Source organism: Kushneria pakistanensis (assembly GCF_014652795.1).
In the GTDB taxonomy this organism is placed as follows: domain Bacteria; phylum Pseudomonadota; class Gammaproteobacteria; order Pseudomonadales; family Halomonadaceae; genus Kushneria; species Kushneria pakistanensis.
The window spans coordinates 311,643-328,411 of record NZ_BMZM01000002.1; the positions used below are offsets into that span (position 1 = coordinate 311,643).

Below are 16,769 nucleotides of genomic sequence, written 5' to 3' on the forward strand. Positions count from 1 at the left end.
ATGACTGGTGCTCAATGACAACGATCGCTGGCGGCATCCATCATGCGCACCGGTGAGACCTGTTCACGCTCGTTCTGGCGCTGCTGCGCGCGGCGTTGCCCGGCTGCGGACTGCACCGCGCAGTCCTGATCGGAGGTAGCGGAAAAGCGCACGGCTTCCTCTTCCCACACCGCATCCAGCGCCGCCGGCGTGTCATCACGCTTTTCCTGGCGCACCTTGTCCTGATGCTCGGTGATCTCATCCTCGGCACCGATCAGCGCCAAAAGCGTGGCCGTGGCCAGTGCCTGGTCGGCCTCGCGCTCCTCGAGCCGTGCCGTCAGGCGCGCCAGAATATGGGCAATCTCACCGAGCTGGCCGGCAATCTCGGCCTCTTCTCGCGTCGAGAGAAACTCCAGAAACAGCGGCAGATAGTCGGGAAGCTCGCGGGCATCGAGTTCAAACCCCGCCTCGCGATACTGGGCCAGCAGATCGACCATCGCCTGGCCGCGGTCCCGCGACTCGCCGTGGACATGTTCAAACAGCAGCAGCGAGGTCGAGCGGCCCTTGTCAAAGAGCGCTACATATTCGGCCTGCAGATCGAGCAGATCGCCCTGAGCGATGCGGCGAATCCAGCCGACCAGCGTTTCCCGCCGCAGGGGCGAGAGCCGGGTCTCTTCCTTGATCACCGCCGTCATCTCGGGGGCGGCCTGCTGCAGGGCCCTGGTGGGGTAATCCAGCAGCCGTGCCAGTACGATCAGACTACGCATGGCGGTTCTCCTCATCACCGGCGTGCGCTTCTTCTTCCGGCTCGTAGCGCGCCACCTCGGGTTCGTAGTGCGAGACCACCGGCTTGACCAGGGTGCTGGTATGCTTGCGCCCGCCAAACAGGCTGCCGTTGCTGTCGCCGCCGTTGCAGCCCTGACCAAACGAGAAGCCACAGCCGCCGCGTTCGGGGAACGCCTCGCGGGCCTGTTCCCGGTGGGTAGACGGAATGACGAAGCGGTCCTCGAAATCGGCCAGCGCCAGATAACGATACATCTCCTCGATCTGGGCTTTGGTCAGCCCTGCCGCTTCCAGCACCTCGGTGGCCTCGCGGCCTTCGACCTGCTGGGCGCGCTTGTAAAGGCGCATCGCCATCAAACGCTTGAGGGCGCGGACCACGGGTTCTTCTTCTCCGGCAGTGAGCAGGTTGGCCAGATAGCGCACCGGAATACGCAGCGATTCGATATCCGGCAGCACGCCGTCGGAAGGCACATCGCCCAGGTCAAAGGCGGACTGAATCGGTGACAGTGGCGGCACATACCAGACCATCGGCAGGGTGCGGTATTCCGGGTGCAGCGGCAGGGCCAGCTGCCATTCGATGGCAAGCTTGTAGATCGGCGAGGCCTGAGCAGCTACGAGCACGTTCTCTTCGATGCCGTCGCGGCGGGCCTGAGCGATCACTTCCGGGTCGTTTGGATCGAGGAAGATCTCGCACTGGCGATGGTAGAGATCCTGCTCATCGGGGCTGGCGGCGACTTCCTCGATGCGATCGGCGTCATAAAGCAGCACACCAATGGAGCGAATACGGCCCACACAGGTTTCCGAACAGATGGTCGGCATGCCTGATTCGATACGCGGATAGCAGAAGATGCACTTCTCGGATTTGCCGCTTTTCCAGTTGTAGTAAATCTTCTTGTACGGGCAGCCCGACACGCACATGCGCCAGCCGCGGCACTTGTCCTGGTCGATCAGCACGATGCCGTCTTCTTCACGCTTGTAGATCGCCCCGCTCGGGCAGGACGCCACGCACGCCGGGTTCAGGCAGTGCTCGCAGAGCCTGGGCAGATACATCATGAAGGTGTTTTCAAACTGCCCGTAGATGTCGGCCTGAATGCGATCGAAGTTCTTGTCCTTGCGGCGCTTTTCAAACTCGGTGCCCAGGATCTCTTCCCAGTTCGGGCCCCACTCGATCTTTTTCATGCGCTGACCGCTGATCAGCGAGCGCGGACGCGCCACCGGCTGATGCTTGCCGGGGCCGGCGCGGTGCAGGTGCTGGTAGTCGAAATCAAACGGCTCGTAGTAGTCATCGATTTCGGGCAGTTCGGGGTTGGAAAAGAGCTTGGCCAGCACGCGAAAGCGCCCGCCGATGCGGGGCTCAATGGCACCATCCTCACGCCGCAGCCAGCCGCCCTTCCACTTCTGCTGGTTCTCCCACTCCTTCGGGTAACCGATACCGGGCTTGGTTTCGACGTTGTTGAACCAGGCATATTCCATGCCTTCGCGACTGGTCCAGACGTTCTTGCAGGTTACGGAGCAGGTATGGCAACCGATGCACTTGTCCAGGTTCAGCACCATGCCTACCTGTGAGCGAATTTTCATGATCACGGCCTCCAGGAAGATTGCGCATTGGGCTGTCCGCCACCGACAGGATGCGCAGTTATGGGGCCAATCGTGCGCGCGGTGATCAATGGTGGTTTTGATGCAGGTCAAGGCTGGCGGGGGCGGGAACGGGGGATACCTCTTTGGAGGTAGATAGCGGGGCGCTGGATAAAAACTTTAAATTCAGTGGTTTGATGAATTTTTAGGAATTGATTGGGAAGGAGTTCAGGAGACAGGGGTTCTTTAGGGGTAATCAAAATATTAGCAATGATTTGATTGTGATGTTGCTGACTGCCCTTACTCAACCTTGCCCACCGCAAACTTTCTCCTACCCGTTATTACGCACCGGACACGCAAGCATCTTGTAACCGTCATCTACCGCGCCTAGCGTCGATTCGGCAGGTCTTTCCCACTTCCTTGTTGAGGATTCGCACCATGCCCCTGTTCGACCGTCCGTTTCTCACTACCTCCCCCCGCGACGCCTTTGATATCGACATGGCTCGCCTGGCGGATTTCAGCGCCGATGATTTCGATCTCGTCGCCCACCGCGGCGCCAGCGGCTACCGCCCCGAACATACGCTGGAGGCGTACCGCGTGGCCATCGAGCAGGGCGCCGATACCATCGAGCCTGACCTGGTACCCACAAAAGATGGTGTGCTGGTCGCGCGTCACGAAAATCTGCTCAATGACACCACCGACGTGGCCGAGCATCCCGAGTTTGCGGAGCGCTACACCACCAAAAGCATCGACGGTCGTGATTACTCGGGCTGGTTCACCGAGGACTTCACGCTGGCCGAGCTCAAGACGATGGGCGCACGCGAGCGTATCCCCGAGATCCGCGGCGACAACATCGCCTATAACGACAAGTTCGAGATCGCCACCCTGGAGGAGATGATCGCGCTGGTGCGTGAGGTGGAAGCCGAGACCGGGCGCGAAATCGCCATCATGCCCGAGCTCAAGCATCCGACGTATTTTGCAAAGGAAGGCACCCTGCTCAGCGGTGAGCCGATCAACATCGATACCAGCCAGCGGCTGATCGATACCCTGGTGGCGGCGGATTTTACCGACCCCGACCGCGTGGCGATTCAGTCGTTCGAAGTGGAAAACCTGATGCGGCTGGATAAATCCATCATGCCGGAGGCGGGTGTGGATCTGCCGCTGGTACAGCTGATTGGCGGTGGCGGCACGCCCTGGGACATCCAGTACAATCTCAATCGCGACAATGACGGTGCCAACCGCTGTGCCTACAAGGATCTGGATATCAGGGTCACGGCGGAGACCACCTATAGCGATCTCTGGACGCCGGAAGGCGCCATGGCAGTGGCCGGCTACGCCGATATTCTGGGACCGTCGAAAAGCGTGATCCTGCCGACCCGCGAGCTGTCGGTACCGGTGGATGGGGACGGCAATGGCCAGGCGCAGGTCAGTCAGGTGGCGACCGGTGTGCAGAGTGCGCTGGTGGCCAACGCTCACGCCGCGGGTCTTGAGGTGGTGCCCTACACCCTGCGCAATGAGGAGAGTTTTCAGGCGCTGCATCCGGACGGCACGCTGCGCACGCCCGTGGAGGAGTATGTCGGGCTGATCTCGACCGGCATCGACGGCGTGTTCACCGACTTTCCCGCCAACGGACGTCAGATCATCGATCAGCTGGATGCCGGCGCAGGTGTCATCGCGCATGATCGCAGCGATATCGCCCTGCGCGAGCTGCTGGTGCTCGACAGCAGCGAGCTGAACGCATCACACGGCACCCCGGGGCTGGATGTGGCGCTGTATAGCGGTGACGGCACCCTGACCCTGCCGTTTAATGTGGAAAACGCCCGGCTGCGCGGTACCGATGACACCACCGTGGTGGGCCACGTGGGCAATAACATCATCGCCGGCAACGCCGGGGATAACGTGATCTACAGCGGTGGCGGTCAGAACATGATCGACGGTGGCTACGGCCACGACGTGCTGGTGCTGCCCGGTACTGCCTATGACTACAGCATGGATATTGTCGGCAGTCGGGCCGTAATCACCGATCGCAGCGGCGATCAGACCCAGGCGATCAACATTCAGGAGGTTGCCTTTACCGACAGCGATGTACGCTGGGGGCTTTTTGCCACCGGGCAGGCGGAATACTCCGGCGTTTCACGTGCCTTTCTGGGCCACGGGCCGGACGCGGATACACAGAGCATCATCGCCACCATTAGCCGCCGTGGCATCGAGCTGGAAGATCTGGGCGGTGGGCTGGAATACACCACCACGTTCCGTGAGCGCAGTGATGCACTCGATGACAGCGAGTTCGTGCAGACGCTCTATATCAACGTGCTGGGCCAGGCGCCCGATGACGAGAGTCTGGCGTTCTGGACCGAAAAGCTGGAAGACGAAGAGATCAGTCGTGCGGAACTGGCCTGGGACATCGGCACCAGCGATGACTATGCCCAGGTGGTGGCGCTGGTCGATCCGGGTCAGGAGTGGTGGGCTGCGGCGTAAGGCATGATCAGGCCCCTGTCTGGTGGCGGGGGCCTTTGAGGTGCGCTCGTCCATGCCTCATGACGACATGGGGCACAAACGCTTACTGGTAATACTCCACGATGGCCTGGCCCTGTTCACCGCTGTCGACCGGCACGGTAAAGCTGTTGTCGGGATGGCTGGCGGCGTTGGCATCATGCAGCAGCACCTCATCATCAAACCGAAGCGCCATCGGATCACCGACGTGGGTGTCGGTAAATTCGCTGAGTGCGCCGCTGCACTCGGGTGAGTCAATCAGATCGACCGTAACGACCGGCTTCGATGCCTCGTCATGCTCCAGGGCAATGCGGTCGACACAGTCTTTGTCGATGGCATGCGTATAGCTGCCGGATTCGAACACCAGCCCGTCATCGGCGTGGTCAGGTGCCTCACCGGTACAGCCGGCAAGCGCAGCGAGAATGGCGAACGAACAAAGGTGGGCTTTCATGGGGAAGTCACTCTTTTGTCAGGTGAGACGGAGGTTCTGGCCAATACTGTAGCTCCGAAACCGGATACCGGCAGGGCTCATGGCGGCCTCAGGTGGGCAGCTGATCAGCCCTGCACTGGCAAACACGTCGCCAGCGCGGGCCGTTTCCTGTCCAAACTCTGATATCTAGAACCCGACCTCCAGCCCGGCGTAAAAGGTCCGCCCCGGGGCCGGCTCGAAGTAGCGATCGTTGCTGGCATTGATGCGGGTATTGGCAAAATGCTCCCGATCGAACAGGTTGCGAATGCCGGCGTAGACGTTGAGGTTCGTATCATTGCCGAGCCGCCAGCCCTCGCCGGCGCGCAGGTTGATCAGCCAGTAGCTGTCGACGTCCACGTCGTTGGCGTTGTCCGCCACCATGTCGCCGATGTACTGGGTCTCGAGCGTGGCAAAGCGTTGGTCCTGCCCCTCCCAGGTCAGCCAGTTGACCCAGGTCTGCTCCGGCAAGCCGGGAATGCGGTTGCTGTCATGGCGCTCGCCGTCGGCGTCGAAGCTGTCAAAACGGTAGTGGGCCAGCGTCAGGGCGCTATCGAGCCGCCAGGTCTCATCGATCTGCCAGCCCAGTGCCACTTCCAGCCCGTCGCGGTTGGTGTCGCCGGCGTTCTGGTAGAAGGTGCGATCGTTATCGCCTTCCAGGGAATAGGGCACCAGCTCATCGCGCACCCGTACCGAGAACAGCGCCACGTCGTAGTTCAGGCCGTTGTTGAAATGCCCGCGAAGGCCGATTTCGCGGTTCCACGCCTTTTGCGGCTCGACGCTTGAATTGAAGCCGCCGCCCCCGGCGGGATTGGCAAACTCCGAGAAGGTCGGCGTCTCGAACGAGGTACCGGTGTTCACGTAGGCCTGATGGTCGGGCAGGTAGCGATAGCTCAGGCCCGCCGAGCCGCTCCACTCGTTGAATTCCCGGTCACCGCTGTTGTCGCCTTCGGTGGTCAGGTCATCGTTGATCTTGAGCCGCACGCGGTCGTAGCGCGCGCCAAGGGATGCCGTCCACTGATCATCAAGGTCGAGGTCGCCCTGCACAAACACCCCGGTCGAGGTGGCACTCTGGGTTTCGTCTTCAACCTTGCCGGTGACGTTGCCGCTGAAGGCGACATTGCGCCGCCAGCGGTCATCGCGCTGATGGGCGGCATCAACACCGGCCACGTAGCGCAGCGGCATGTCACCCAGGCTCAGCGTCTGATGGTACTCGGCGCTGGCGCCGAAGAAGTCGCGGTCATAGCCCAGCAGGCTGTCACCCGGATAGGGCAGCTGCTGCTCGAAGTGGCGCCAGCTGTAGAACCCCTTCACGTAGAGCTCGCCGGGCCCGGCGGCAAGGTCCTCGTACTGCAGCCCCACCACCTGCTGGTCAACGCTCTGACCGGTGTCATATTCCTTGGTAAAGGCGCCGGCCTGATGGCGTTTCTCACCGACCTGCTCGCGGGTCAGCCCGCCCGGGTCTTCCGAGCGCGGGTTGTCGAGCAGATTGACGATGGCGGTCAGCGCGCGGTCCTCATCCAGCTCGCGGCGCAGTTTGGCGTTGAGCAGGTACTTCTCCACCGAGCTGTGGTCCCGGTAGCCGTTCTGGTTCAGCGCCGAAAGGCTGACGTGGTGCGACCAGTCACCGTTGGCGCCGCCGGTCTGCAGTGAGGCCTTCCTGTAGTCGTCGCTGCCGCCCTCCACACGCAGGCGCGTGCCGGGATTGTTCCGGCCGTCGGCGGTGGTCACCGAGATCACGCCGCCGGCGGCGTTGCCGTAGAGCACCGACGACGGCCCGCGGATCACCTCGATGCTCTCGGCGCTGTCCAGATCAATCGCGTCGATCTGGGCCTGACCGTCCGGCAACGTATAGGGAATGCCGTCCATCAAAATGGTGATGCCGCGCACGCCGAAGGGCGCGCGGGCGCCGAAGCCGCGAATGGCGATGCGCTGGCCCTGGGCAAAGTTGTCGCGGTTCTGGATGAACACGCCCGGCACCTGCCCGAGCGATTCATCCAGCCGCACGCGCTGCTGACCGCGCCGGATGCTCTCTCGCTCGACGGTCGACACGGCCGCCGGCGTGTCGTAAAGCTCGCGGGCCAGCCGCGGGGCGCTGATCACCATCGTCTCCACGGCGTCGGTGTTGTCCACGGCATCAACCGTCTCGATCTCTTCGCCATGGGCGGTTCCCGCCGTCATGGCGCCCGCCAGCGCCAGCAGCAGCGTCCTGCGTGTTGTCATATTGTTCCCCTGAAGTTGGTTGTCGTGTTGTTGTCGTTGTCTTGTTCGAGGCACTCACCTTCTGGCGGGGTGAAGATACCGGTCTGTCGCATGGTTATCGTTTTGGTGCTCCGCGCATGGGCGCGATCTTGTCGAATGGCCGTTTATTGGCCGCTCTGAATGAAGGCCACAAAGGCCTGGGGGATGACCCGCTCTTTGGTGTCCTTGTGGCGAAAGTAAAAGCGAAACCCCTTGGCCACCCGGTAGGCACCCCAGCTGCCGCTGTAGCTGCTGATGGGTTGCCACCGTTCGAACTCGATATCGGGATCATTTTCGACCTGCACCAGGATCTTGGGGTTGCGCGTCTCGATATGATCACTGGCCAGCGTAATGTGGTCATCATGACACTCTGAATAGTCGAAATACGCCGATTCCAGTCTGTCGCCCTGACCCGGCTCGAAGGCGCCCGACCAGCGAATCATGAAGGGGGTGGCCTGCTTCGTCGTACCGATCCGGCAGCGCTCGTCGCCTGTGGCGTCTTCCGGGGCCTCCGGATTGGTCTGCTTGAACGGAATCGTCGTCGACAGGGCACCGGTGCGGTCGATCCCGTGCTCGACATGAGCATCAATCCCTTCCTCGGCAAGGATCCGGCGCGCCCAGCGCAGTCTGGTTTTCGATGGTTCGCTGTCGCCGGATTTGAGCTCGATGGAGCCGTTGCGCGTGGTCAGGCGCAGGGCGCCTGCCGCGTCCAGGTCAAGGGGCATGCCGCCGTACTCGTTGCCGGTGCTTTTGATCTGAAAGGGTCTGGCGGGTTTCCAGTCATCCATCTCCTGATACAGGCCGTCAACACTCAAGCGGACGCCTGACCCGGTGCTTTCGGACAGCAGAAGATCGCCACTGTCGAGTACCGCGCCGCCCATGCGTCCACTTCGGGCTCCCCCCGGGCCATGATCAAATCGCTCCCAGTGGCCGTGATGGAAGGAGTTGCCGAAGGCGACACATTTCTTGATCTGCTGATTCATCAGGCTGCGGATGGGGTGCAGCGGCTGATCCTCGCTACCACCGCCACGCTCGTACCAGTTCATGGTAAAGGAGCAGTTGAAGAGGGTTTTGGCGACCACCAGCTCACCGGAGCATACTTCCCAGGTGTTGCCGTTAAAGCGGCTGCCCCAAAGCTCGCCCGCGATGTAGCACAGGTGCCTTGTGTACTGGCACAGGTTGCCCTCCATGGTGATGGTGGTGCAGAGAGCATCGGTGTCACAGGCCAGACCACGGTCAACGCCGATAAAATGACAGCGCACGACGTCAACGTTAACCAGCGACGCTGCGCCAATGGCGTCACCGACGCCGTTAAAGGTACAGCGCTCGATCTTGTTGACGTAGCCGTCCAGCTTGATGCCGTGATAGACGGCGCCCTCCCCTTTGACTTCCGGCGCGAAGAACGCCAGTCCGAAAGCGTTGTAAACGCCCTCCAGGACGGGGCCACTGTCGGCGTTGTTCTTCAACCTGAGCGCGGCGCCCCTGCTGTTACTGCCAAAGTGCGCCCATTGCTGTCCGCTGGACATGACGGTCAGGCGCTGGTGCATGTTCACGGTTCTACCGAACACGAAGTTGCCTTCGCTGGGGAACATGACGGTCCGGGTCAGCGTGTCACAGTGCGCCCTGCACTCATCGACCAGCGCCTGCAGGCGCTCGGCGTTGTGATCGGCGTTGTCCTGATCGCCTGTCGGATCAAGGCCCCAGGCCAGCACGCAGCCTCGGGGCGTCTCGCCCCACTCGCGCTTATAGCGCGCGCCCTGGGCCGTCACAATGACACTGCCGCCGTTGTCGGCGCTGGACGTATCTGCCGGGTCATGGGCATAGACACCGCCACCGAAGCCGGGCACGACATAAAAGGTCGTCGCAACACGCTCTCCCGTGTACAGCGGTGTGCGTTCGCGCAGTCCGGCCATGTGGGTTACCGGGATGGGACGCATGACCACATCCTTCAGACGATCGATCAGCAAGCGCTGGATGACGGCCTCATAGGGGCTGGCAGTCATGACGCCCGGGGTGTCACTGCCTTCGGGCGGCGCAGGGGGCGGCTGTTGACGCCAGCCATCGACGAGGCCCCGGGCATGGTCGCGCAGGGAGGGCACCCTGGTGCCGTCAGCCAGGGTGACGGTCTGATCGGGCAGCTCTTCAAGCACTTCCAGGCCGCTGGAATGCATCTGCTCGATATCGTTGATCGTCGCATACACCTGATCGCGCAGTTGCTGGTCGGTCATGGTCATCGCCATGGGGGCCTCTTGTGGGGTGCTTCTCGGTGGGGAGAAGTGTAGCGCCTCACGACGCGACAAGAGGGCCGGCAGCCTTAAAGTACTGGCGAATGCTGTCACAGCGGCCGAATGCTGTAGATTGAGGCCGCCTTCAATGGGTGCGCTTTAAAAAGTCCCTGAGCACCACGGCGTTGTTGCACTCCTCGTCCCTTGCCGCATAAAGCAGCGTCAGCCCTTCGTTTTGCGCGTGCTCGCGCAGGGTCTGGGGAAGCGTTGAGTCCCCCTCGCGCAGCTCCCTGCGGTAGGCGTCATAAAAGCCTTTCCAGCGGTCGCGGTCGTGGCCAAACCACTTGAGAAGATCCCTTGAGGGCGCAATCTCGCGGCACCACTCGTCGATATGGGCGTCCTCCTTTGCCACGCCCCGCGGCCACATGCCGTCAATCAGCACCCGGTAGCCGTCATCGCTGTCGCGCTGGTCATAAATACGCTTGAGCTGAATCTGCATGTCGCCTCCTGCGGTGGGGTCATGATGTCCCAATGACATTAGCAGGTGTGAATTCAACCGGCAGAGATGCCTTTTGTCGCACCCTGTGGAGCTGGCAGACACGCCTAAAGACTTAAGACAATCACAATACAATACCTTGATTGTTATGATATAACCTTTCGAATAACAAGCCATGCAGACTGTCAGAGGCGTGCGTTGAACATGTCGAGTGATGCCGTGCTAAGGGTCAATGAGCTGTGCATCCGGGTGGATGGACAGCCGGTGGTAAGCGATCTGTGCTTTCATGTGGCCGCAGGCGAGCGGGTCTGTCTGCTGGGGCCATCGGGGTCGGGCAAGTCACTGACCGCCGGTGCCATTCTGGGGTTGTCGCCGCACTCGGTGCATATCGATGGCAGCGTGTGCATCAACGGCGTGGAAGTGGCCGATATTCGCGCTACGAGGCGTTCGCCGCAGTCGCGCTCGGGCATGGTCTTTCAGGACACCCACTCGGCGCTCAACCCGCTGGTCAGCGTCGGCGCGCAGCTGCGTGAACCCTTCATGCGCTTTCACGGCCTCTCCCGCAAGAGCGCCATGGAGGCTGCGAGAACCATGCTCGCCGGCATGAACATGGAACGCATCGATGACATCCTGCAGCGCTCGCCGGCCGAGCTTTCCGGCGGTCAGCGCCAGCGCATCTGCATGGCGCTGGCGCTGGCCTGCAGGCCGGCGCTGATCGTGGCCGATGAGCCCACCACCGCGCTGGACGTGCTCACCCAGGAGGAAGTGCTGACACTTTTGCGCGAGTGCACCGGCACGGCGGATACCCCGGCGCTGCTGTTCATCTCCCATGACATCGGCGCGGCCTGTCGGCTGTGCGAGCGCGCGGTCATCATCGATGAAGGCCGGCTGGTCGAAAGCAACACGCTGACCCACATCATCGCCAACCCGCAGCATCACTTCTCGCGACAGCTGGTGCGCGCGCTGCGCGATAGCGCTCCCGGCACGGTGCCCTGGGCGCCCGACTTTGATGCTCGCGAGGGGCTGTTGTGCACGGCGTAAACTCAAGCCAGGCGTCGGCGCCCCTGCTGTGCGCCGAAGGACTTTACAAGCATCTCCACCAGCCGAGCCTGGCGTTCTGGCGCGGGCGGCAGAGCCGCACGATCCTGCGTGACATCAACCTGTCGATTCGCCCCGGCGAGCGCATTGGCCTGGCCGGCGTCTCGGGGGCCGGCAAGACGACGCTTTTGAACCTTTTGCTGGCACTGAAAGGCGCCGATGCCGGCACCATCACCTGTCAGGGGCAGCCCGTGCGCCCGGCCTCGGTACGCGCGCTGCGCTGGTATCGCCGGCTGGTGCAGTACATTCCCCAGGACCCGGCCGCTTCGCTGGACCCGCGCATGAGCGTGCGTGATCTGATTCGCGAGCCGCTGGTGCGTCTGAACGTGGCAGACAACCACGCCCGGCGCATCGATGAAGCGCTGGACCGGGTCGGGCTGGACCGGAAGTTTTCAAGCGCCCGCCCCGGAGCACTCTCCGGCGGTCAGGCCCAGCGCGTGGCGATCGCCCGCGCCGTGGCGCTGCGCCCGCGCCTGTTGCTGGCCGATGAGCCGCTCAGCGGGCTGGACCTGCCGGTGCGCGCCCGTGTCATGCAGCTCTTTGATGACATGAGCCGTCTGGATGGCACGGCCTTTTTGATCATCTCCCATGATCTCTCCGTCATGCCGCGGCTGTGTGAGCGCACGCTCATCCTGCATGACGGCGCCATCATCGAGGACCGCTCCACGGCGGCGCTCTTTGACGCTCCCGCGCACGACCACACCCGAGCGCTGGTGCGCGCCGCGCATCTGGACCATGCCGCCATGACGCCGGCGTCCGCGACTGTCCTTCACCCCGTTTCCTGATACCCACTGCTTTGGAGAGCCCTCTTGACCCTTCGCCGCGCGTTTTATCGGTCCACCTTTTATCTATCGCTCGGGGTCCTGTCACTGGCCCTGCTCACCGGCTGTCAGCAGGAGGAGTCATCAGAGGAAGCGGCCGGCGAGCAGGCCGGTAACAACCGCGTGCGCGTGGCCATGCTTCAGCCGCCGCGCTCGGGGCTCAATCCGCTGACCGATGACGCCTTCAAGCTCTCGCGCTGGCGCACCGCCGAGACCCTGGTGCGGCTGGATGATGACGGTGACCCGCAGCCGTTTCTGGCCACCGAGTGGGAACAGATCGATGAGCGCACCTGGCGCTTCGAGATTCGCGACAACGTCACCTTCCATGACGGCACGCCGCTGACCTCTGAGCAGGTCGTGCACGCCCTGACGGCGGCCACCCGCGCCGCACCGCGCCCGCGCATTCTTGATGGCGTGAAGATGACCATCGAGGCCGATGGCGAGCACGCCGTGCGGGTACGCACCGAACATGCCGACCCGCTGGTGCCCAACCGCCTCTCGAGCCCGCAGCTGGCCATCATGGCGGCGAAGGCCTACGGCGAGGATGGCCGGGTCAACCCGATCGAGGCCGGCACCGGGCCGTTCGTGTTGAAGGAGATCAACGGCACCCAGAGCGCGCGGCTGGATCGCTATGACGACTACTGGGGCGAGCGCGCCGCGCTTGCCGGCATTGACGCCGACTATGTGCCCGACGGTACCGCGCGGGCCGCGGCGCTGCGCACCGGCACGGCTGATGTGGTCGAGGCCGTACCGGTCTCCCAGGTCGCGCTGATCGACCCGGAGCTGGTCCATGAGGTGCCGATGCCGCGTACCAACACGCTCTATCTCAATACCGAAAAGGGCCCCTTCCAGGACCCGGCCATGCGCGCTGCTGCCCGTGAGGCGCTCAATGCCGAGGCCATTGTGAGAACGGTCTATGAAGGCCGCGCCGACGTGGCCCGCGGCCTGCTGGGCCCGGCGCTGGCCTGGGCCGATGGCCTGCGCTCGCCGATCGAGGGCCGTGCGGATGCTGCACCGCCCAACGGCGCCGACATCACGCTGGGCACCTTCACCGATCGGGCGGAGCTTCCTGAAGTGGCGGTGCTGCTGGAGCAGCAGCTGAAGGCGGCGGGCTTTACGGTCCATCAGGAGGTGCGCCAGTACGCCCATATCGAATCGGACATGCTCGCCGGGGCGTTTGACGCCGTGATCCTCTCGCGCGCGACCATGCTCGACTCCGGTGACCCGGTCGCCTACATGTACAGCGACTTCGCCTGCGAGGGCTCCTTCAACATTGCCCAGCTCTGCGACCCGACCGTTGATGAAGCGCTTTCCCTCGCCGCCGACCTGCCCACCGGGGAGGCGCGCCGTCAGGCGATCATCGATGCCGAAGCGGCCATTCTGGCCACGGACGCTGCCGTGCCGATGCTGCACGAGCGCGTGATCCAGGGCGAGGCCGCGCGGGTTCATGAGGCCGTGCGCGACCCGCGCGAGCGCGAGCTGATCTCCGAGCACACGCGCCTTGGCGCCGCAACGCGCTAGGGAAGAGAGCATGAGCACTACCGGAGCCGTGATCGCCCGACCACCCGTGCTGGCGGCCAGCCTGCGCACGCTGGTGCCTACCCTCTCCCGACTGGTGACGCTGGCCGCCGTGGTGGTGCTGGTCGGACTGCTGCCCTGGCTGTCCGGACGCGACCCGGCGCTGAGCATCCTGCGTGCCCGCGCCGGTGATCAGAACCCCACGCCCGAGGCGCTGGAGGCCATTAGAACCCAGCTCGGGCTCGACATGAGCCCATGGGAAAAACTCGGACACTGGCTCTGGGGGCTGATGCACGGTGACGTCGGGCTGTCGTGGATCTCCGGTGGGCCGGTGCTGCCCGGCATGCTTGAGGCCACCGGCGTGTCATTGATGCTGATGCTCGGCGCCCTGCTGGTGGCGCTGGTGACGACCATGGCGCTGTGTGTGACGGCCGTGCGTCGCGGCCTGCTGGGCGAGCCGGCGCCCACTTCCGGCGTGGTGGGCGCCACGCTGACCGCGCTGCCGGAGTTTCTGCTCGCTGCGCTTTTGCTGGTGATCTTCGCCGCCGGGCTCAACTGGCTGCCGCCCTACGGCTGGGGTGAGGCACGCCATATGGTGCTGCCGGCGCTGGCGCTCGGGCTGCCGGCCGGCGGGCTGCTGGGGAGGTTGTTCAGCGATGGCCTGACGGCGAGCTTTTCCGAGCGCTGGGTGGCGACCTGGCACGTGGCGGGCTTCGGGCGGCGTCGCATTGCACTCGCCGTGCTCAAGCGCACCCTGCCCAGCCTGCTGCCCCAGGTGGGACTGGTGATCGTGGGGCTGACCGGCGGTGCGATTGCCGTCGAGCAGGTGTTCTCGATTCCCGGGCTCGGGCGGGCGACGCTGGGGGCAGCCTCGGCACAGGATCTGCCGGCGCTTCAGACCGGCATTCTGCTGCTGCTGGCGATTGCCGTGGTACTCGGCGGGGCGGCCGGCCTTGGTCGCACCCTGCTGCTGGGGCGTACCCTGCGCGCCGGTGCCATGCCGGTGACCCGTCATGAGCATCATCCCGGGCGCTGGCCCTGGCTGGTGCCGGGTGTGGTGGCGCTGCTGCTGGTGATCATCATTGTGGCCGGCATCACGCGTGATCCACTCACCTCCGCCCATATTCGCCTGCAGCCCCCGAGCTGGGATCTGCCGCTGGGCGCCGACGGCACCGGACGCGACATTCTGGCCCGCGTCAGTCACGGCGCGCTTTCCACCATGGGCATGGCGCTGGTGGTGGTCAGTATCACCTTTGTGCTGGGCGTGCTGATCGGCCTGATGCCGCGCCTGGCGGCCGGGCCGATCGAGATCACCAACGCGACCCCGCCGGTGATTGCCGGGCTGATCGTGGCCGGCGTCATGGGGCCAAGCACCAGCGGCGCCATCATTGCGGTGACGCTGGTGAGCTGGGCGCCGCTGGCGGCCCATACGGCGGCGCTGGTCACCGAAGTGCTGGGCCAGGCCCACGTGCGCATTACACCCATGCTGGGTGTGGGGCGGTGGCGCCTGCTGAGTCGCTATGTGCTGCCGGCCATCATTGGCCCCGTCTTTCGCCACGCCATGCTGCGCCTGCCCGGCATTGCGCTGGCGCTCGCTGCACTCGGCTTTCTGGGACTGGGCCCGCGCCCGCCGGCGCCGGAGTGGGGGCTGCTTTTGGCCGAGGGCATTCCCTATCTGGAGCGTGCGCCCTGGGCGGTACTGGTGCCCTCGCTTGCACTGGTGCTGATGTCGGTGCTGGCGGTGTCGCTGTCGAGTCTGTGGCGGCGCGGCTGAGCGCCCTTCCTTTCTGGGAGTGAGAAGGTGCCAGGGGCCTCCCGGCACCTTCGGTCGACCTTCGATGACGAACGTACCCGATGAGCGCTTGTGACGGGCAGGTTTATACAAAAAGTTACAAAGTTTCGCTTAAGGCAATCGAAAAGGTACAAACGGTTTCAGCGCCTTCATTAGCATGTCCTTGCTTTAAAAAATACTTATAAGGCAGGGCTTATGCAAAACAAGGGACAACGTATCGAGTGGATCGATGCGGCAAAGGGTGCGTGTATCCTTGCCGTGATCCTGTATCACTTCAATATCTTCATCTATCAGGGTATTCATGAAGGCCACACCATCGCCGCGGTGTGGAATATCGGCATCACGGCGCTGAAGCCGCTGCGCATGCCGCTGTTCTTTTTGATTTCCGGCTATCTGGCCAGCACCAGTATTACTCGACGCAGCTGGGGAAGGGTCAGAACCAAAAAGATTGCCTCCCTCCTGTGGGTCTACGTGCTGTGGGCGGTCATTTACTGGGCCGCGGTATCACACCTGCTGCCCGATAACCCCTGGTTTGAAAACAGCTTCAACGCCGACATGACCCTGACGCTTTTGCTGGAACGCATGCTGACGGCCAATATTTCCCTTTGGTACCTGTACGCCCTGGTGATCTATTTTGTTGTGGCAAAAGTCATGCGTTCCGCCGTGGCCGCGATCGGGCTGGGTGTACTGATCAACATCGCCATGTACTTTTTCATCGACCCTGCCAACTGGGGAATGCGCAGTCTGATCGGTTATTTTGTCTTCTTTGCGCTGGGGGCCTACGCGAAGGACATCATTACGACGCACTATGCCGCATTCAATCTCAGGCGCTTTGCCTGTACGGCGGCATTGACGCTCGCAGGGCTGGCGCTTGCCAGTTACTTCAGCGCCCTGACGGCACCGGGCGTGGAGATGCTGCTGGGGTTTGTGATGGTGTCGACCGTGATTGATCTGTTTGCTCTGGCCTGTCGCCATGTCAACATGACGTATCTGTGCATGGTCGGCCGGCAGACGCTGCCGATCTATGTCATGCACCGGCTGGTGTTGCGCTTTATCTCGCCTTATATGCCGGAGACCGTGAACACCTTTCTGCTGGTCATGGAGCCCATCATTGCCACCATCGCCGTGGCGGCCGTCTGCCTGTTCATCTATCACGGCCTGCTGCGCATCAGGGGCGGGCGGGCACTGTTCACCATGCCCCATACGATGCGACGTATCGCGTACCGTACCCATCTGCTGCGCCCTGTCGCATAACGAAAATGCCCTGCCGGCAAGTGCCGAT

At 63.3% G+C, this 16,769-nt stretch carries 12 protein-coding genes; 6 read left to right on the plus strand and 6 right to left on the minus strand.

Going from position 1 to position 16,769, the window contains the following annotated elements:
• Window positions 1-11: 11 nt before the first annotated feature.
• Together narJ and narH are read right to left on the minus strand one after the other, a co-directional pair.
• Window positions 12-746, minus strand: coding sequence for a nitrate reductase molybdenum cofactor assembly chaperone (gene narJ / locus IE123_RS06900; protein ID WP_189516470.1), 735 nt, complete (start codon window positions 744-746; stop codon window positions 12-14).
• Window positions 739-2,340 carry a nitrate reductase subunit beta gene (gene narH / locus IE123_RS06905; protein ID WP_189516472.1) on the minus strand — a complete coding sequence of 534 codons (1,602 nt, stop codon included), beginning with the start codon at window positions 2,338-2,340 and terminating at the stop codon, window positions 739-741. Before narH ends, narJ begins: the two co-directional genes overlap by 8 nt.
• Before the next feature lie 435 nt (window positions 2,341-2,775).
• Here narH and IE123_RS06910 point away from each other — a divergent pair, with 435 nt between their 5' ends.
• Entirely contained in the window at window positions 2,776-4,815 is a 2,040-nt protein-coding gene (locus IE123_RS06910) for a glycerophosphodiester phosphodiesterase family protein (RefSeq protein ID WP_189516474.1), read from the plus strand.
• A gap of 82 nt (window positions 4,816-4,897) precedes the next feature.
• Here the strand turns inward: IE123_RS06910 and IE123_RS06915 are convergent, their stop codons facing one another.
• From IE123_RS06915 to IE123_RS06930, 4 genes are all read right to left on the minus strand, one after another.
• Window positions 4,898-5,281 (minus strand): hypothetical protein, encoded by a 384-nt coding sequence (locus IE123_RS06915; protein ID WP_189516476.1) that lies wholly within the window; start codon window positions 5,279-5,281, stop codon window positions 4,898-4,900.
• A gap of 165 nt (window positions 5,282-5,446) precedes the next feature.
• On the minus strand, window positions 5,447-7,519 hold the full coding sequence (locus tag IE123_RS06920; RefSeq protein WP_373295797.1) for a TonB-dependent receptor family protein: 2,073 nt from the start codon (window positions 7,517-7,519) through the stop codon (window positions 5,447-5,449).
• A 143-nt stretch (window positions 7,520-7,662) separates the two neighbouring features.
• Complete coding sequence (locus tag IE123_RS06925) at window positions 7,663-9,777, minus strand: putative phage tail protein (protein WP_189516478.1); 2,115 nt, start codon at window positions 9,775-9,777, stop codon at window positions 7,663-7,665.
• A 130-nt stretch (window positions 9,778-9,907) separates the two neighbouring features.
• The gene (locus IE123_RS06930) at window positions 9,908-10,261 is read right to left on the minus strand and encodes a DUF488 domain-containing protein (protein WP_189516480.1); all 354 of its coding nucleotides are present in this window, start codon (window positions 10,259-10,261) and stop codon (window positions 9,908-9,910) included.
• 201 nt (window positions 10,262-10,462) lie between these two features.
• Between IE123_RS06930 and IE123_RS06935 the strand changes: the two genes are divergently transcribed.
• The 5 genes from IE123_RS06935 to IE123_RS06955 all read left to right on the plus strand — a co-directional run bounded on the left by IE123_RS06935 (window position 10,463) and on the right by IE123_RS06955 (window position 16,741).
• Window positions 10,463-11,299 carry an ATP-binding cassette domain-containing protein gene (locus IE123_RS06935; protein ID WP_189516482.1) on the plus strand — a complete coding sequence of 279 codons (837 nt, stop codon included), beginning with the start codon at window positions 10,463-10,465 and terminating at the stop codon, window positions 11,297-11,299.
• Window positions 11,287-12,141 (plus strand): ABC transporter ATP-binding protein, encoded by an 855-nt coding sequence (locus IE123_RS06940; RefSeq protein ID WP_229819646.1) that lies wholly within the window; start codon window positions 11,287-11,289, stop codon window positions 12,139-12,141. Before IE123_RS06935 ends, IE123_RS06940 begins: the two co-directional genes overlap by 13 nt.
• Before the next feature lie 24 nt (window positions 12,142-12,165).
• Window positions 12,166-13,698, plus strand: coding sequence for an ABC transporter substrate-binding protein (locus IE123_RS06945; RefSeq protein ID WP_189516484.1), 1,533 nt, complete (start codon window positions 12,166-12,168; stop codon window positions 13,696-13,698).
• Window positions 13,699-13,708: 10 nt separating this feature from the next.
• On the plus strand, window positions 13,709-15,469 hold the full coding sequence (locus tag IE123_RS06950; RefSeq protein WP_189516486.1) for an ABC transporter permease subunit: 1,761 nt from the start codon (window positions 13,709-13,711) through the stop codon (window positions 15,467-15,469).
• A gap of 213 nt (window positions 15,470-15,682) precedes the next feature.
• The gene (locus IE123_RS06955; RefSeq protein WP_189516488.1) at window positions 15,683-16,741 is read left to right on the plus strand and encodes an acyltransferase family protein; all 1,059 of its coding nucleotides are present in this window, start codon (window positions 15,683-15,685) and stop codon (window positions 16,739-16,741) included.
• Window positions 16,742-16,769 lie beyond the last annotated feature (28 nt).